15 protein-coding genes are annotated in these 18034 nt (G+C 66.1%); 8 read left to right on the forward strand and 7 right to left on the reverse strand.

Annotated elements, in window-relative coordinates; all coding sequences use genetic code 11:
- Window positions 1–57 precede the first annotated feature (57 nt).
- From AB0L82_RS16395 to AB0L82_RS16405, 3 genes are all read right to left on the reverse strand, one after another.
- On the reverse strand, window positions 58–2598 hold the full coding sequence (locus AB0L82_RS16395) for a phosphoribosyltransferase (protein ID WP_364636568.1): 2541 nt from the start codon (window positions 2596–2598) through the stop codon (window positions 58–60).
- The gene (locus AB0L82_RS16400; protein ID WP_364637924.1) at window positions 2595–3752 is read right to left on the reverse strand and encodes an HpcH/HpaI aldolase/citrate lyase family protein; all 1158 of its coding nucleotides are present in this window, start codon (window positions 3750–3752) and stop codon (window positions 2595–2597) included. Before AB0L82_RS16400 ends, AB0L82_RS16395 begins: the two co-directional genes overlap by 4 nt.
- Before the next feature lie 94 nt (window positions 3753–3846).
- Window positions 3847–5046: a hypothetical protein gene (locus tag AB0L82_RS16405; RefSeq protein ID WP_364636570.1), complete on the reverse strand. Its 1200-nt coding sequence runs from the start codon at window positions 5044–5046 to the stop codon at window positions 3847–3849.
- Window positions 5047–5258: 212 nt separating this feature from the next.
- Between AB0L82_RS16405 and AB0L82_RS16410 the strand changes: the two genes are divergently transcribed.
- The gene (locus AB0L82_RS16410) at window positions 5259–5834 is read left to right on the forward strand and encodes a TerD family protein (protein WP_364636572.1); all 576 of its coding nucleotides are present in this window, start codon (window positions 5259–5261) and stop codon (window positions 5832–5834) included.
- Window positions 5835–5941: 107 nt separating this feature from the next.
- Entirely contained in the window at window positions 5942–7054 is a 1113-nt protein-coding gene (locus tag AB0L82_RS16415; RefSeq protein WP_364636574.1) for a DUF475 domain-containing protein, read from the forward strand.
- A 110-nt stretch (window positions 7055–7164) separates the two neighbouring features.
- On the opposite strand, the gene AB0L82_RS16420 is transcribed toward AB0L82_RS16415, so the two are convergent.
- Window positions 7165–8127, reverse strand: coding sequence for a DUF389 domain-containing protein (locus tag AB0L82_RS16420; RefSeq protein ID WP_364636576.1), 963 nt, complete (start codon window positions 8125–8127; stop codon window positions 7165–7167).
- A gap of 21 nt (window positions 8128–8148) precedes the next feature.
- Window positions 8149–9054 (reverse strand): DMT family transporter, encoded by a 906-nt coding sequence (locus AB0L82_RS16425; protein ID WP_364636578.1) that lies wholly within the window; start codon window positions 9052–9054, stop codon window positions 8149–8151.
- 88 nt (window positions 9055–9142) lie between these two features.
- On the opposite strand from AB0L82_RS16425, the gene AB0L82_RS16430 reads away from it, so the two are divergent.
- Complete coding sequence (locus tag AB0L82_RS16430; RefSeq protein WP_364636580.1) at window positions 9143–9700, forward strand: ABATE domain-containing protein; 558 nt, start codon at window positions 9143–9145, stop codon at window positions 9698–9700.
- A gap of 4 nt (window positions 9701–9704) precedes the next feature.
- On the opposite strand, the gene AB0L82_RS16435 is transcribed toward AB0L82_RS16430, so the two are convergent.
- A complete protein-coding gene (locus AB0L82_RS16435; protein WP_364637926.1) occupies window positions 9705–11042 on the reverse strand; it encodes a hypothetical protein in 1338 nt (445 codons plus the stop codon).
- 232 nt (window positions 11043–11274) lie between these two features.
- Here AB0L82_RS16435 and rpsF point away from each other — a divergent pair, with 232 nt between their 5' ends.
- The 5 genes from rpsF to dnaB all read left to right on the forward strand — a co-directional run bounded on the left by rpsF (window position 11275) and on the right by dnaB (window position 16163).
- Window positions 11275–11565, forward strand: coding sequence for a 30S ribosomal protein S6 (gene rpsF, locus AB0L82_RS16440; RefSeq protein ID WP_330185601.1), 291 nt, complete (start codon window positions 11275–11277; stop codon window positions 11563–11565).
- 104 nt (window positions 11566–11669) lie between these two features.
- On the forward strand, window positions 11670–12236 hold the full coding sequence (locus tag AB0L82_RS16445; RefSeq protein ID WP_364636583.1) for a single-stranded DNA-binding protein: 567 nt from the start codon (window positions 11670–11672) through the stop codon (window positions 12234–12236).
- Between the two features lie 55 nt (window positions 12237–12291).
- Window positions 12292–12543, forward strand: a complete 252-nt coding sequence (gene rpsR / locus AB0L82_RS16450; RefSeq protein WP_067567655.1) for a 30S ribosomal protein S18 — start codon at window positions 12292–12294, stop codon at window positions 12541–12543.
- A 17-nt stretch (window positions 12544–12560) separates the two neighbouring features.
- Window positions 12561–13016 (forward strand): 50S ribosomal protein L9, encoded by a 456-nt coding sequence (gene rplI / locus AB0L82_RS16455; protein WP_364636585.1) that lies wholly within the window; start codon window positions 12561–12563, stop codon window positions 13014–13016.
- 501 nt (window positions 13017–13517) lie between these two features.
- Window positions 13518–16163 carry a replicative DNA helicase gene (dnaB, locus tag AB0L82_RS16460; RefSeq protein ID WP_364636587.1) on the forward strand — a complete coding sequence of 882 codons (2646 nt, stop codon included), beginning with the start codon at window positions 13518–13520 and terminating at the stop codon, window positions 16161–16163.
- An 85-nt stretch (window positions 16164–16248) separates the two neighbouring features.
- Here the strand turns inward: dnaB and AB0L82_RS16465 are convergent, their stop codons facing one another.
- Complete coding sequence (locus AB0L82_RS16465) at window positions 16249–17913, reverse strand: cutinase family protein (RefSeq protein WP_364637928.1); 1665 nt, start codon at window positions 17911–17913, stop codon at window positions 16249–16251.
- Window positions 17914–18034 lie beyond the last annotated feature (121 nt).

Genomic DNA, 18034 nt, shown 5'->3' on the forward strand with positions numbered 1-18034 from the left:
TGCGGTCCAGATCGGTCGCGATCAGGATTTCCCTGCGCGACAGCGGCTTCCGTCCGGTCACTGCTCGGCCACATCCTTGATCAGGCCCATGCACGCGTACGCGAGTTCGGGCACCACTTCGACGGGGACATCGCGGGCGGCGGCCAGCATGCGGATATGCGCGTGCTCGGGAGCGTCCGCCTCGCGCACCAGCACCCGCCAGGGCACGCGGCGCAGCAGCACCCGGGTCGTCTCTCCCACACCGGGTTTCACGAAGTTCACGCTGGCGACGCCGTACGCTTCGCGCACCTTCTCCACCGAGGCCCACCCGGCCCAGGTGGGGGTGCGGTCGGAGGTCAGCACGGCTTCGACCTGCGCGGGGACCTGTGGGCGCACCGTATCGAAGGCCGCGGTGACGGCATCGAGCAGGCGGCCGGACACATCGTCGGCGGCGAGTTCGGCGTAGAACTTCGCACCGTGGAAATCGCCCGGGCCGATCAGCGTGTCATTGAGCACCGTGCGCGAAACCAGTCCGGACACCGTGGAATTCAGGCAGGCCGACGCGATCAGGAAGTCGTCGCGGGTGCCGTAGGTGCGCACGCACGCGCCCGGATCGGCGAGCACGACCAGTTCCGGATTGAAGCGCGCACCACCCGCGGCGGCGTACGCGTCGAGCGCCTCGGCCAGCTCATGTGTGATCGCGCCCTTGCCGGTCCAGCCGTCCACGAACACGATATTCGCCGGGTCATGGTGCGCGGCAAGATAATCCAGCGCCACCGCGTCGATACCGCGATCACGCACGATCGACACCGCGTAATGCGGCACATCCAGCCCCCGGGTGGCCAGCCACCGCCGCATCAGCACCCCGACCGGAGTTCCGGCCCGCGCCAGCGACACCAGCACGATATCGTTCCCGCGCTCGGCCACCACGACTTCGGACACCGTGGCCACGGCCAGCGCCAACCGCTCCGCGCTTTCGGCGAGCACCTTGTCGAACAGCTCCCGATAGGCGGCATCCGGCTGATACTCGACCGGCAGCGACTCCGCGTAATGCGCGACCCCGGCCTGAATCCGCCGTTCCCGCTCCGCCACATCGGCTTCCAGATCCGCCCCGGACAAATCCTTCAACAGCCAAACGACCTCATCGGCCGCATACGACCCGAACTCGGGTCCCCGCAACGGTTCCGGCAGCGTCCGCTCGGCCCCGGAAGGCGCTGCGACTCCCGCGACCGCACCGGCGGAGCGGGTGGCCCGCAGCGCCTGCGGATCGACACCCGGCAGCACGGCCAGCACGACATCCGCACCGGACGCGGTCAGCACATCGATCAGGCCACCGGCCTCGGTGAGACGCTCGGTATCGGCGGGCTCATCGATCACAACCAGCAGAATCGGCTCCATAGCGATCGGCTCGGGCCACTGCGCGTTGTACACGAAGCGAGGCGCGTCCTCACCGAGTTCCGGTGCGGTGAAACGGAATCCACGACGCAGCGGATACCCGGGCTCATCCAGCACATAGGCCGGTGACCGCGTGGTGGTCTGATACCGCGCCGCCACTCCCCCATCGGCCAGCGCCGCCGCCAACCGCAGCGGCAGATACATCAACTCCTCGTGCGCCAGCACGATCACCGGTCGCAGCACTGATTCAGCACTGCCCCAGGGCAGTTCGGTCAGATGGTCGCGCAGGGCGGCGGTGGCGGTCGAAACGGCGGCATCGAAAGCAGGGGTATCGGAGTCGAGAATTCCATGCCGACCACCCTCGGGAACCGTTCGCGACCAGGGTAGTTCGAGGCGCGAGAACTCACCGCGAACCGCGGCGACGGGGTTCAACTCCGGATCCGGCAGCGCGGCAACGGCTTCGACCAGCCCGGCGGGAAGGAGGGTCTCCCCGGCCGCCAGGCACACCGCGTCGATCTCGACGCCGAGTTCGGCGGCGGTGGCGGCGAACGCGGCCTTGTCCGCATCGGTCCGCATATCGACCAGCGACGCCAGAATGTAGTGCGGCCGCGGCGTGAACGCGTGCAACGCGCGAATGGCGTCGAGCGCCGTTGCGCCGGTGGAGATCTCATCATCGACGAGCACCATGGGTAGCTCATTGCGGAAGATCTCGGCGGGCATCGGCTGCAGCAGATGCGAGGTGGCGTGCGAATGCCCCTCTTCGAACCCGGTGAGGGTTACGGCGGTGGGCACATCACGCCGAGTGGAGTGCAGATAGCACCGCGCACCGATGCGCGCCGCGACCGTGTGCCCGAGTCCCGTCGCGGTCTCGGCGAATCCGAGCACAACCGCGGCCACACTGTTCGCCGTGACGGCCGCAGCGGCGTGCCCTGCATGCGCCGTCAGCGTCTCCAAGACCAAGTCGCCAAGGCGGTTTCCGGCGTCGATGACGCGGTGCGGGTCGGTGGGGAGGTGTTTGCCCAGGACGGTGGAGACCAGCAGGTGGGCGCGGCGGGGGTTGCGGCGCAGGCCGGGTTCGATGAGGTCGGGGATGTCCCAGGCGGGGGCGGGGACGTGGGAGTCGCCGTGGCGCAGGCCCAGGCCGAGTTCGCGGGTGGCCCACGGTTCGGTGGCGGCGGACGTCGCGGGCTCGGTGGTGACTGTGCCCTCGGGACGCGCACTCACGATGCCACCAGCACTTTCAGTAGGTCTACGAAGGAGACGCCCTTATTGGTGACTCCGAATACGCGGGCGCGCAGCAGGGTTTGGCGAGCCCAGCTGCGGTGCGGCTTCATCTCGTTCATCTTGTTGCGGTACTCCGAGGCCGCGACGCCGCCGGAGTCCTCGCGCAGGATGTCGAGGGCGTCGGAGTACTCCTCGTGGGTGACCACCGACAGCGCGTGCACCACCGCCACATGGGACGGGTGAATAACTGTCTTGCCCTGAATTCCATTGGCACGGTCCAGGGTTATCTCACGCAGCAGTCCGTCCAGGTCCCGGCTGACCAGGTATTGCCGGAACGGCACCGCGTCGGCCTCGGAGAAGGGCGAGGTGCGCAACTGCGGACGGAACATCCGCTCGTGGTCCGCGAAGTACTCCCATACCGGCCCGGTGATGGTGAATCCCGTTCCGTCCGTTCGCCCGAGGTAGTTGACGATGTCCGCGATGACGTCGGCCACCACGCGCACGTCGTAGATGGTGAGATCGCGGTCGCGCCGAATTCCGAAGGTGGAGCACATATCCGTGGCCCCGATGCGCACCGCGAGCACGCTGTCCCGGCGCGCGGTGAGCATGTCCTGGATGCGATGCAGTTCCAGATCGCGGGTCTGGCGGTGCACCAGCGCGGGCGATTCCAGCACCGGCATGCCGAAGACGGTGCGCCCCAGCGCTTCCGAGGCCCGGTCCAGGGCGTCGAGGTATTTCGCGCCGGAGGTGCTGTCGAATTTGGGGAAGACGAAGCCGGTGAGCGCCCGCGCGCCCGTTCCCAGGGCGGCGACGATCTCACCGACGGATTCGGCATCGCGCACGCGCACGAACAGCAGCGGATGCGTGGCGGTGCCCGCGCCGAGTTCGTCCAGGGTCGCGACGGCCTGTTTCTTCCCGAATTCCAGATCGTGGTCGGCGACGGCGTCCTCGAGGTCGATGACCATGGAGCACACCCCGCGTTCGGCCCGGCGCACGATGGTGGCGGTGAGGTCGTCGCGGGTCGCGGGCACGTAGAGCGTCGCGCCCAATGCCATCGACAGCAGGTCGCGGTCGCTGGAGCCGCCGAAGGGTTCGGGCAGGCAGTGGAAGAGCAGTCGCAGTTCCGGCCCCGGTACCTGCGGGAAGTGGCGCATGGGGAAGCGCTTGTGCAGGGATACGGGGGCGACTTCCGGATAGGTGCTGATAATCGCGGTCATCGTCCCCCGTGCCTCCTACTGTTCGGTCGGTTTATCTATCGGTATTTCGCATGCGTTCGACAACACCCGCAAGGAACGCCGAGATGGCGTCCAGTTCGGAGATATACGCCCAATAGTCCGGATGCGGGCCGGTGAGCCCGGCGACCACCCGATCCAGGCGTTCGGACTGGGCATCCAGTACCGAACCCCACTGGGGGACGAGACCGTTGTTCACCGCCAGCATCTGCGCGTCACGCAGTTTGAACCGTACGGTCTTGGCCTTCTCCTGTGGCTTCTCGCGGACCTCGCGCAACAGTGTCAACCGGTCGGTGACAGCGTCGGCCTGCTCCTCTGCGGAGGCGAGGTGCCCGCGGGCGGATGTGGTCAACTCAAGCGTTTGCTCCGGGTCGTTGTTCTGCAATGCGGCCCGGGCCCGGGACAGTTCCGCGGCTGCGGCGTCGATGGCTCGGTGGGCTTGCCGCTCATTGTTCGCCAAATCCGCCGAACTTGCAGCGTTGAACTCCCGGAGCAGGGCGGACAGCGCCGGGGCGAGTCGCTCGGTGCGATGCTGGGCCGCCGCCAGCCGGGTACCCGCAGATGCCAATGCGGTGGTCGCCGAATGCTGTTTGCCCGGTGCGTCTTCCAGTGCCCTTGACAACGCGCGCGTGCGATTGTCCAGCTCCGTCGCGGCCTCGCGGGTGGCCCCGACACCGGCCGCGGCGGCCGCCTCCAATGTGACGAGACCCTCATCCACCGCCGCCTTGGACAGCAGCACCGACGGATATCCGGTGAACGGCGACGCGTCCGCGGCCTGCCGCGCCTGCTGTGCCGCCGACCGCACCTGCGCCACCAATTGCGGCACCGAACCGTAGATGGCGACGGCGTGTTCGAGGTGCGCCTGATTGCCGCGATAGAACTCGTCCACCCCGCGCGCGGCATCCGCGAGCTTGCGCACCTGCGCCTCGATCTCGGGTTGCGGGATCATGCCGCCGTCCCGTTCGGCCTGGTCCAGCCGCTCGTTCAGGGCCAGATAGGAGCCCGCGGCGTCATAGCAGCGGGCGCGCACCCGATCCCACTGCGCCGCCATCCCGCGTTCGGGAAACACCTGTGCCGATGCCGCGACCGCGTTCTCGGCGATGCTCTGCCGGGTATCCATGTCCAGGAAGGCCGCGGTCAGCGCCGTCCGGGCTTGCGCCACCCATTCGGTGTTCGGGGGTGCGGAGCGGAACCATCCGCGTCTACGGCCTGCCACGCCCCGATGTTAAGTGCCCGTTCACACCCGGGGCGACTGTGACGATGAACCCGGTGACATGTCGCGTGACAGGCTGGTGCCGGTGGATGTCCTCGGTTTGTTCATGCACAAGCTCGCGGAAAACTACTAGGGTCGTACCTGCGGACCCCGGCAATTCGGACATGCCGCGCTACAAGAACGTTTGAACGCTTTCCAACGGAAGGGATTCCCGCATGGGTGTCAGTTTGTCCAAGGGCGGCAATGTTTCGCTGACGAAGCAGGCCCCGAACCTCACCGCCGTGTCGGTCGGCCTCGGCTGGGATCTGCGGACCACCACCGGGAGCGACTTCGACCTGGACGCCAGCGCCATCGCGACCGGCGCCGACAAGAAGGTCGTGTCGGACAAGCACTTCGTGTTCTTCAACAACCTGACCTCGCCCGAGGGCTCCATCGTGCACACCGGCGACAACCTCACCGGTGAGGGCGAAGGCGACGACGAGATCATCAATATCGATCTCGCGGCCACCCCGCCGACCATCGAGTCCATCTTCTTCCCGGTCTCGATCTACGAGGCGGATCAGCGCGGCCAGAGCTTCGGCCAGGTCCGCAACGCCTACATCCGCGTGGTCGACCGCGCCAACGGCGCCGAACTGGCCCGCTACGACCTCACCGAGGACGCCTCCACCGAGACCGCCATGGTCTTCGGCGAGCTGTACCGCAATGGCGCCGAATGGAAGTTCCGGGCCATCGGCCAGGGCTACGCGTCCGGTCTGTCCGGTATCGCCCGCGACTACGGCGTCAACGTCTAATCACATAGTTTCGACGCGCCAGGGGGGCTCGGGTGCATGAGCCCCTCCTCGTGCGAGCATCACCCGATCCTCAAAGCGGTTCCGGCACTACGAAAGGCCCCCTAGCGGTGCGTATATTCGGCCTCTCCATCATCGTCACAGTGGTGTCGCTCATCGCGGCATTCGTGTACGGCGGTCCGACAGCGCTGGCACTGTGCGCCATCCTGGGCATCCTCGAGGTGTCGCTGTCGTTCGACAACGCCGTGATCAATGCCAGTGTCCTGCAACGGATGAGCGATTTCTGGCAGCGCATCTTCCTGACCGTCGGCGTCGTCATCGCCGTCTTCGGTATGCGCCTGGTCTTCCCGCTCGCCATCGTGTGGGTCACCGCGGGCCTGGATCCCAAGCGCGCGTTCGATCTCGCGATGAACCCGCCCGAGGGCGACGCGCTCACCTTCCCGGACGGCAGCCCCTCCTACGAGAAGCTGCTCACCGACGCGCATCCGCAGATCGCCGCCTTCGGTGGCGCGTTCCTGCTGCTGCTGTTCCTGAACTTCATCCTCGAAGAGCATGAGATCACCTGGCTGGGCTGGATCGAGCGGCCGCTGGCCAAACTCGGCAAGCTCGACATGCTCTCGGTGGTGCTCACCCTGGTCGCCATTGTCATTGCCGCGGAATGGATTGCCGACGCGGACGACCGCGGGACCGTACTGCTGTCCGGCATCCTGGGCGTGGTCACGTACATACTCGTCGACGGACTCGGATCGATGTTCCACACCGACGAACTCGAGGAGGGCGCCGAATCCGGGCCCAGCGGGGTCGTCAAGGCCACCGGTAAGGCCGCGTTCTTCCTGTTCCTGTACCTGGAAGTGCTCGACGCCTCGTTCTCCTTCGACGGTGTCATCGGCGCGTTCGCCATCACCTCGGACCCGATCCTGATCGCCCTGGGCCTGGGCCTGATCGGCGCCATGTTCGTCCGGTCCATCACGGTGTTCCTGGTCCGCAAGGGCACGCTGTCCGAGTACGTGTACCTGGAGCACGGCGCGCACTGGGCCATCGGCGCGCTGGCGATCATCCTGCTGGTCTCGATCGGCGTGCACATCAACGAGGTCATCACCGGTCTGGTGGGTGTGGCGTTCATCGGAGCGGCGTTCATCACCAGCATCATTCGCAATCGCCGGCTGGGCGATGACGACGACTCCAAAAGCGTGACAACCCAGGAACCCACCCCGGTAGCCTGAACCGCATAACTCCACTTCCCGCGCCCGGCACGCGAATTCGCGTGGCGGGCGCGGTCGTATCGACCGCGCCTACGGCTCGGGCATGAAATGGCAGGCGGGCAGCAAATAGGTCAGAGCATGCGGCGCTGCGCGGTCAGCCGCCGGGATCGCCGCACCGATATGCGCGACCACACCGACTGCTGCACCGCCAGGGTCACCCAGCCCGCCAGCGCCATACCGGCGACATTCAGGAACAGCTGCGCCACACTGCCCCAGATCGTCGAACCAGCACCGAACGCCACCCCGAGCGCGATATTGCCCGCGGCGGGCACCGTGGTGACCGAGATGAAAACCCCGGCCAGCCCAACCGATTTCGCCGATGTCATGGACAGCACCCCGGCCGCGCCCGCGACCACCGCGACAATGAACGACCACTTGTCCGGGGTGTAGATGAACGCCGTGCCGGGACGCGGGCCGATCACATCGTCGAGGGTGATCCAGCCCAGCGCCCGGCCCAGCAGCGCCAGCACGATGGTCGCCGCGATGGCGATCACGAAACCGGATACCAGCGTGCGAATCGCCAACTGCAACAGCACGAATCGACGGCGCACCAGCGCGACGCCCAGGGCGGCGATCGGACCGAATTCCGGGCCGAGCACCATCGCGCCGACGGTCAGAATCTGTGAATCGGTGATGATGGCGATGCTCGCGATGACCGTCGCCAGCGTCAGGAAGCTCAGAAACGTCCAGTTCAGTTCGGTCTCGTCATAGGACCGCTGCGTCACCTCGGCCCACACCACCGAATCGGCGCTGCTGCCCGGGGTGCGGACCTCGGCGTCGAAACCGCTGCGGGACATCCAAGTTCCCACCTGTTCGATCTCGATACTGCCCTCGCGATGCACCTTCAAGGCGCGCAATCGGTCGACGATGTCATTGGCGGCCTCGCGGGCCACCTGGGCGGTCACCACATCACCCGGCGGTTTGAGCGCGACGCCGCGGAAGACCGCGAGACCGGTCACCGCGTCGTCGTGCTCGAGTGCGCCGAGGATGTCATCGGTCAGGGTGGCGGGGGCCGTGATCCGCAGGTGCAGCATGCGCACAGTCTGCCGGGTGTTCTAGGCGCGCACCGGCTCCGGCACGGCGACGATCGGTTCCGGCCGGGACGCGGGAGCCTTGCGCGCGGCCAGGATCATGCCGAGGACGCCGACGGCCAGACCCGCGATCGTCAAGGGGTGCAACGGTTGTGCGATGAAAAGCCAGGCCAGCACGGCCGTGGTGACCGGGGTGGCGAAGAACAGGCGGCCGACCCGGGTGGCGTCCCAGCGGCGCAGCATGGCGTTGAGCAGCAGGAACGCGCCCATCGAGTTGATCAGCACCATCCAGGTGAGGGCGATGCCGAAGCGGCCGGGATCGCTGATGTGGAAGTCGCCGCTCACCAGCACCAGCAGTCCGGCGAAGGGCGCGCTGACCAGCTGATGCACGGCGGTCGCGGCGCGCGAGTCCACGGTGGGGGTGAATTTCTTCTGGTAGACGGTGCCCAGGCTCAGGCCGAGCAGTCCGATCACGCACAGCAGCAGGCCCAGCCAGGAGAAATTGGATTGATCGCTGACCGCGAAGGCCACACCGACGCCGCCGATGCCGAAGCCGAGCCACTGCCGTTTGCTGACATGCTCGCCCAGGACGCCCGAGAACAGCGCGATGACAACGGGATTCAGGCCCTGCATGAGGGAGATGACGGCGGCCGAGACGTGTTCGCCCATGGCGGTGTAGAAGGCGCCGAACTGCACGATCTGCATGAGCAGGCCGGCGATCATGACGTGCCGCAGCTGTCGTCCGCGCGGCCAGACGGCGTGTACCGCAAGGCCGTACAGCAGCAGCAGTGGTCCGGCGATGGCATAGCGACCGAGCAGCACCACCATCGGCGGGGCCGCGCCCACACCGATGATTCCGACGATGAACGCGCTGCTCCACATGAGGACGAACAGTGGCTGTACGACCCCGTTCATGAATCGGTCCGGCATGGCCATCTCCCGTCGGCGTAACCCCTTAAGACGGTTATCAGACTTCACCCGCTAGCAGTAACCTGTCAAGGGGGTTATTGTGGAAGATATGTTCACCTTCGTCAGCGGCAATCTGGCACTGGACTTCATCGGCACGGTCAAAGCCCGGCGCGCCCGATTCGAGGACCTCCTCGAAACACCGGACGACCTGGGCGCATGGGCCGTCGCGGCCGAACTGCTGGACAGCGCGCCGACCGCCGACGCCACCGAACTCGAACGCGCCACCGCACTGCGCGAAGCCACCTGGCGCATGACCCTGGCCATCATCGACGGCGCGCCGATCGACGACGCCGATCGACGACTCGTCAACGACATCGCGCACGGCCCGCTGCCCGGCGTCGAACTCACCCCCGCCGGGGGCCTACAGCGCAGCGGCACAAGCGAATCCGTGCTCGCCGCGATCGCGCGCTCGGCCATCGAACTGGTCGGCGGCGCGGACCGGAACCGGGTCCGCGAATGCGGGCGCGCGGACTGCACCCGCCTCTACGTCGACACCTCACGCGCCGGATCGCGGCGCTGGTGCGATATGACCGTGTGCGGAAATCGCGCCAAGAGCGCGGCCTTTCGCGCCCGCGGCACCGAAACCGATACCGCGGCAGCGCATTAGACGCTCAGAGCGCCGAATACGCCAGCACCGGCGCCGGATTCTCCTCGAATCGTGTTGCCGCGCTATCCCTTACGCGCGGCCTGGCCCGAATGAACAGGAAGAAGAACACCAGCAGCAACACCGCCCGGCCCCACACCCCGAACTGCACCACATTCTCGGCCAGCTCCGGCGCATGCCCGGAACCCAGCGCGTAGAAGTACCGGAACACCCCGATCCCGATCGCGGCATCGGCCAGCAGGTACACCCCCACCAGCGTCCACGGCACCTCCAGCAGCACCAGGAACGGAATCAGCCACAGCGTGTACTGCGGTGAATGCACCTTGTGGAACAGCAGGAATCCGCACAGCATGGCCCCGCTCACCCCGATCCACGGGTACAGCCCGGTGATCGCGAACTGCCGCCAGCCCAGCCAGCCCGCCACCGCGAACGCCAGCACGATCAGCAACGGAGACGCCGCCGACACCACATCCTGGAAGTTGGCCTCATCGGCGGCGGTATTGCCGAACACCGGGCGCAGACCCCAGTACCAGATCGAATTGGTGGTGATATCGGCCTGTCGCAACTGCTGGAAGGTGATCGACGCCCGCCAGCCCTCATAGCCGGCCAGCGCGAACGGCAGATTCACCGCGATCACGGTCACGATCGCGGTCCCCGCCACCAGCAGCGCGCCGCGCACATCGAAGCGGCGCGGCACCCGCGCGTCCTCACCCGGCCGCGGCTCACCGACCAGCACGTATAAAAGCAAGGGCAGCACGAAGATTCCCGGATACAGCTTCAGGCAGAACCCGATGCCCAGCAGTACCGCGGCGGCGATTCCGCGCGCCCGCAACGAATATCGCGTCATCGTGGACACGATGTAGGCCGCGCCGACCGCCGTGCACACCACCGGCAGTTCCCAATTGTGGAAGGCGTACAGGATCAGCGGCGGACCGGCCGCCCACAGCAGCGCCGCGCGCCCGCCCATCCGGCCCAGCATGTACGCGGTCAACAACGCGAACGGCGCCAGCAGCAGCGCCGAATGCAGCAGGAACGCCGCGTCATCGTGCGCGCCGATCGCGCCCAGCCACATGAAAAGCCCACTCAGCACCGGATATTCGACCGCACCGCCGGTGAGCGCGCCGTCCGGGGTGATACCGCCGGTCAGGTACGGGAAGATGTGCTCGTTGATATCGCGGCCCAGCCACAGGAACTGGATGTCCGAGTAGCAGACGTTCGAATCCTTGACCGAATCGAAGATGGTGCTGCGGCCGAACTCATTGAAGGGCGCGCCCGCACAGCGCGCCTTGTTGAAGTAGGCCACCAAAAGTGTGACCGCGCACACCAGTACGGCGATCAACCCCATCGATGAACGGTCCGCGACCGCGCGGCCGGCGACCGGCTCATTGCCGACGGGTCGGTTCAACATGGCCACCACCCTAAGCGGCTCGGCCGGGTTCCGGCCCGGCAAACCCTTGTCCGGGCCCGATTTCGCTGCTCACAGCCGCTCATGTAGCCTTGGCGGGTTGCTGACGCAACGAACCCTCCTGCCACGGATCGTCCGTGGCCGTTTAAGCCCATAGGAGGTGATGAGGTCCGTGCGTCATTATGAAGTGATGGTTATCCTCGATCCGAGTCTGGACGAGCGCACCGTTGGCCCGAACCTGAACACCATGCTCGGCGTGGTTGGTTCAGAAGGCGGCAAGGTCGACAACGTCGACATCTGGGGCAAGCGTCGTCTCGCTTACGAGATCGCCAAGCAGGCCGAAGGCATCTACGCGGTGGTCAAGCTGACCGCCGAGTCCGCCACGGTCAGCGAGCTCGATCGCCAGCTGGGACTGAACGAGTCGGTGCTGCGCACCAAGGTGCTGCGCCTCGGCAAGAAGTAGGTCCTGCCCTCCCGCATGTGCGCTCACAATGCGTCGGTCTGTGTCTCTAGGCTGAGCGCAACAGGCGAGTGCACTGCGGACTGCACCGGATAGCAGGAGGAACCATGGCAGCAGGCGACACGGTCATCACCGTCATCGGAAACTTGACGGCTGACCCCGAGCTTCGATTCACGCCCGCGGGAGCGGCCGTCGCGAACTTCACGGTCGCGTCGACTCCCCGTGTGTTCGACCGTAATACCAATGAATGGAAAGACGGCGAAGCGCTTTTCCTGCGCTGCAACATCTGGCGAGAAGCTGCGGAGAATGTCGCCGAGAGCCTGACCCGTGGATCTCGGGTGATCGTGAGCGGACGACTGAAGCAGCGCTCCTATGAAACCCGCGAGGGTGAGAAGCGCACAGTGGTCGAGCTCGAGGTCGAAGAGGTCGGTCCCTCCCTGAAGTACGCGACCGCGAAGATCAACAAAACCACCCGTGGCGGTGGCGGCGGAGGCTTCTCGGGCGGCGGCGGTCAGGGTGGCGGCCAAGGCGGCGGCGGTTTCTCCGGCGGTGGCAGCAGTGGTGGTGGCGGAGGTCGTGGCGGCCAGAGTGCCGGCGACGACCCGTGGGGCAGTGCGCCCGCGGCCGGCTCCTTCGGGGGCGGGCAGCAGATGGACGATGAACCGCCGTTCTAGACAACGGCTTTCGCAGGGAGCCTGAGAGCTCCCCCAGAATTACGGAGTAAAACCCATGGCCAAAGCACCGGCACGCGAGAAGGTGCTGAAGAAGAAGGCTTGCGCATTCTGCAAAGAAGCCAAGACCGGCACCGTCAACATCGACTACAAGGACACCGCGCTGCTGCGCAAGTACGTGTCCGATCGCGGCAAGATCCGCGCGCGCCGGGTGACCGGCAACTGCGTGCAGCATCAGCGCGACGTCGCCGTTGCCGTCAAGAACTCTCGTGAGGTGGCACTGCTGCCTTACGTCTCCACGGCTCGCTGAGAAGGGAAGACACAGCAATGAAGTTGATCCTTACTGCTGATGTGGATCACCTCGGTGCGCCCGGCGACACCGTTGAGGTCAAGGACGGTTACGGCCGTAACTTCCTGCTGCCCCGCGGCCTGGCGATCGTCGCCACCCGTGGCGCCGAGAAGCAGGTTGCCGGCATCCGTCGTGCCCAGGACGCGCGCAAGGTGCGCGACCTGGATCACGCCAACGAGCTGAAGCAGGCCCTCGAGGGCCTGACCGGCGTGGCGCTGTCCGTCAAGACCGCGGGCACCGGCAAGCTGTTCGGTTCGGTCACCACCGCCGACGTCGCGGGCGCCATCAAGGCCGCCGGCGGTCCGGTTGTGGACAAGCGCAGCATCGAGCTGCCGAAGGCTCACATCAAGAGCACCGGCAAGCACAACGTCGTGGTGCACCTGCACCCCGATGTGGCTGCCAAGTTCGACCTGCAGGTCAACGCCGCCGAGTAATTTCGGCGTCAGAACGGAGGCCGCCTTCGTACTTCCGGGTGCGAGGGCGGTCTCCGATTCTTTTCTGCGCATCGCTGTGTGCCGGCTTGTGGATGGTTGAACAAACCAACCTTCCGCTTTGTGTGACGGGTCACAAACTGGTTCATCGCTGTTCACCGAACACGCCCGAAGGTGGACGTCCAGCGACACGCCGGAACGTTTTGATCCACAGTCGCCGACAGTGAGAAATAGGCCACTACCTGGCGATTGTACGATCCCGCCGACTGTTGTCCCCAAGTAATCCACAGGGGGTGCACAACGGTTGGTGAACAACACCCACTTTATCCACAGGTGTATCCACAGGTCGGTTTGGCGAGTACCTGTTCGGTCGCCTAGGTTCGCATCGTTGTCCTCATCACCACGCGCGTTCGCCCGCCGCGTGGCAGCCCGAATCTGTCGGTGTGCAGGCGTAGAAACGGTGAGGGATGTCGAATCCGGGCCGGAGGAGAGAGGACGGTCGAGATGGCAGTCATCGACGATCGCGGCCACGACGATAACGGACCCTCCGAGTACCGCGAAGCCCCCGGTGAGGATTTCGGCCGCCAGCCCCCGCACGATATGGCCGCCGAACAATCCGTCCTGGGCGGCATGCTGCTGTCCAAGGACGCCATCGCCGACGTCATCGAGGTCATTCGCCCCGGCGACTTCTACCGCCCCGCGCACCAGGCCGTCTACGACGCCATCCTGGACCTCTACAGCCGCGGCGAACCCGCCGACCCGGTAACCGTCTCCGCGACCCTCGACCGCCGCGGTGAACTCAAGCGCATCGGCGGCCCCCCGTACCTGGTCACCCTGACCCAAACGGTCCCCACCGCCGCCAACGCCGGCTACTACGCCGAAATCGTCGCCGAGAAGTCCGTCCTGCGCCGCCTCGTCGAAGCGGGCACCCGCATCGTCCAATACGGCTACGCGGGCGCCGACGGCCAAGACGTAGCCGAAGTCGTGGACCGAGCCCAGGCCGAACTCTACGAAGTAACCGAACGCCGCTCCAGCGAAGACTTCCTCCCTCTTGAAGAGCTGTTGCAGCCAACAATGGACGAAATCGACTCCATCGCCAGCCGCGGCGGCATTTCCCTCGGCGTCCCCACCGGCTTCACCGAATTGGACGAACTAACCAACGGCCTGCACGCCGGCCAGATGATCATCGTCGCGGCTCGACCCGGTGTCGGCAAGGCGCTCGCACTCGACACCCCGCTGCCGACACCGACCGGCTGGACCACCATGGGTGAGGTTCAGGTCGGCGATCTATTGCTGGATGCCAACGGCAACCCGACTCGCGTGGTCGCCGCCACCGAGATCATGTCCGGCCGACCCTGCTACGAAGTCGAATTCTCCGATGGCACAGTCATTGTCGCGGATGAGCAGCACCAGTGGCTGACCGATACCCGGGCCTCCCGGAAGTCCGCGCAGGCTGCGGCGACCGGCTACAACCGGACGCGTAATCAGCGGACTTTCGCCGAGGTTCGAACCACGGCGGATATCTCGGCCACGCTGCGCTGCGAGACCGCGGATCGCCGCCTGAATCACAGCGTCAATAACGCCGCGCCTCTGCGACTTCCGGAGCGCGAACTGCTGGTACCCCCGTACACGCTGGGTGCCTGGCTCGGTGACGGAACCTCCGCGGCGGCACAGCTGACCACCGCAGACCCCGAAATCCTCGGTCGCATCGAGGATGAAGGCATCGTCACGGTGCAGTCGAAGTCGGCGGCACTGCGCTATCAGCTCCGCTTGCCGGCCGAGGATGCCATTCCGGCGCGCGAGTGCGTGGTGTGTGGCATCGAGTTCATCCCCTTCACCAGCGAAGTCCGCACCTGCGGACAGTCCTGCGGCGGCAAGGCCCGATTCGTGTCGGCCGCGGTACCCGCGCCAACCTGCGCCGTTTGCGGTGGCCCGTCCATCGGACTTCGCATGTGCCAAACCTGCCGCAGCACAGTGGGTTCCGTGCAAGCGCGGCTGCGCACGATCGGTGTGCTCGGCAATAAGCACATCCCCGTCGATTACCTGCGTGCCTCGGAAACCCAGCGGCGCGCGCTCCTGGCCGGGCTGCTCGACACCGACGGCACGGTGACCAAGGGCGGATCGGTTCAGTTCGCGGTGACCAGCGAACGCCTGGTCCGCGATGTCGAAGAGTTGATCGTCAGCCTCGGATATCGCTGCCAGCTCTCAACCAAGAGGGTGCGAGGCCGCACCGAGGAATCATCGACGGCCTACACGCTGACCTTCCAGACCGAGGACGAGGTCTTCGGCCTGAGCCGAAAAGAACTGCTGCACAAGAAGCGTCGTGGCGCAGTCAACACCGCGCGCTCGAGTTCTCGCTTCATCGTGGACGTTCGCCCCGTCGCGAGTGTCCCCGTACGTTGCGTGGAGGTCGCCAATATCGACCACCTCTACCTCGCGGGCCGAGCCATGGTTCCGACCCACAACTCCACGCTCGGTATGGATTTCATGCGCAGCTGCTCCATCAAACACGGCATGGCGAGCGTCATCTTCTCCCTGGAAATGAGCCGTACCGAAATCGTCATGCGCCTCCTATCCGCCGAAGCCAAGATCAAACTCGGTGATATGCGCTCGGGCCGCATGAGCGATGACGACTGGACCCGCCTGGCCCGCCGCATGAGCGAGATCAGCGAAGCCCCGCTCTTCGTGGATGATTCGCCGAACCTCACGATGATGGAGATCCGGGCGAAGGCCCGCCGCCTCAAGCAACGTCACGACCTACGCCTGATCGTGGTCGACTACCTCCAGCTGATGAGCTCCGGCAAGAAGGTGGAATCCCGCCAGCAGGAAGTCTCGGATTTCTCCCGAAGCCTCAAGCTGATGGCCAAGGAATTGGAAGTCCCGGTAATCGCGATCAGCCAGCTGAACCGTGGTCCGGAACAGCGAACGGACAAGCGCCCCATGGTGTCCGATTTGCGTGAATCTGGATCGCTCGAGCAGGATGCGGATATGGTCATCCTGCTGCATCGCCCCGATGCCTTCGAACGGGACGACCCCCGCGGCGGCGAAGCAGACCTCATCGTCGGTAAACACCGAAACGGTCCCACCGCCACCATCACCGTCGCCCACCAGCTGCACCTGAGTCGCTTCGTCGACATGGCCCGAGGCTGATCGACCATCACGGACAGTGCCCTCTCCGGATTCGAAATCCGGGGAGGGCACTGTTCGTATTCGATTGTCCGGTAAGGACTTCGGGTTAGCGGTTGGGGGTGGTGGTGACCGTGGTGGTCGGCGGCACGGTTGTCGTGGTGGTGGGTGCCGTGGTTGCGGGTGGGGTGGTGGTGACGGGGGCCTGGGCCAGTACGGAATCCGTGGTCGTCGGGGCGACGGTGGTCGGAGCCGGGGTGGTGGGCGTGGTTGTCACCGGGGCGGGGGTAGTGGTGCCCGGGGTTGTCGTGCCCGGCGTTGTGGTGGCCGGGGTGGTTGAGCCCGGGGTGGTGGTGCCCGAGGCCTTGGTCGGGGAAGTTGTTGTGGTGGAGGCGGATTCGACGGTGGGCTTGGCGGCCTTGTAGGCGGCGGCGAGGTCTGCCGGTTCGGGCTTGGCGGCGGTGGTCACCGGTTCGCCCTTCTGTGCCTGCTGTGCCAGGTGGGTGAGCCAGGCGGCGGCGTATTCGGCGGAGGTGAGGGGTTTGCCGTTGGCCTGGTCGGCGTCTTTCCAGTAGTCGAAGTGGTGACCGGTGTGGTCGGGGCCGAGGGTCTGCTGGTACGGATCGCTGAGGATGACGGGGATCGTGTTGGTGTTGGTGACGATCAGGCCGACGATCTCGTTGAAGACCTTCTGCGGCAGGTAGGCCAGCGGCGACATGTCGTTGGTGGCGACGCTGTCCCCGGCGGAGACGGGTCCGGCGGTGACGGCGGCGGCGCCGGGCTTGTAGCTGGGGGCGGACACCTTGAGCAGCACCTGCAGGAAGGTTTCGTCGCTCTTCATCCAGTTCGGGTTGTTGCCGATGTACTGGAACGCCTTGAGCGCGATATCACCGAGTTTGACGGCGACGTCCTGACCGGTCGCGGGGGTGAGGCCGTCGTTCTGCAGCGAGTCGATATTGATCTGGCGGCCGACGTTGATGGCCAGCTGCAGCAGCGAAATGTTCTGCGGCGCAGAGCAGGTGAGGTCGCCGTCGGAGCAGAAGGAGGCGATCTTGCCGTTCAGTTTGCCGAAGTCGCCGCCGGTGTCGGGCAGTGCGCCCTGACCGCCGGCGCCCTTACCGCCGTAGTTGGTGTCGAAGTTGTCCGGGTGGTTGGGGTCCTGGGCGCCGATGAAGGTGCCGTCGCCCGCCTTGCGGCCCGGGTCGGCGAGGATGACGACGCCGAGCACCTTGTCGGGGTCGATATCGGTCTGCGAGTTGCCGATCTGCATGGCGACGCGGCGGACCACGTCCGAGCCTTCGCTGTAGCCGACGATGGAGTACTTGGTGTTCGGGCAGACCGAGGAGATTTCGCGCATGACCTTCTCGGTGTTGGCGACGCCGGCGGTGACGGCGGCCTCTTCCGAGTTCAGGTTGGCGGGGTAGGCGATGTAGATGGCGGCGTTGGAATCGGAGCCGACGGCATTGCTGCCCGCGTTCACGACCGGGTCCAGCCATTCGCTCTTGTGGTCTCCGGACAGCGCGGCGGGCAGTTCGTTGCCGTTGCGGTCGACCAGCATGGCGGTGGTGCCGGAGACGGGGGTGTCGTTGCGTCCGGCCACCGAAATGGTCACCATGTCATGGCAGTCCATGACCGATGAGGTGAGCTGCGTCTCGGTTGTGCCTGGCTTCGAGGTGATACCCCAGGAGGCCGCGATGGCCGCGACCAGCCCGAGTGCGGCGAGTGCCGCAACGGGTATCGCGGTGCGGCGGTTCTTTCCGAGGAACGATCGAATGCGCGCAAAATAAGTTCGAAGAGCCAATGTCCCGGTTCCCATTCCCATTCCGGTGGATGGATAGGCCCCCCGACGGGCCGTGATTCACCGGGGACGTCGGAATGGGGAAGGGAATCGTTAC

It is taken from the genome of Nocardia sp. NPDC052001 (assembly GCF_040680615.1).
Classification (GTDB): domain Bacteria; phylum Actinomycetota; class Actinomycetes; order Mycobacteriales; family Mycobacteriaceae; genus Nocardia.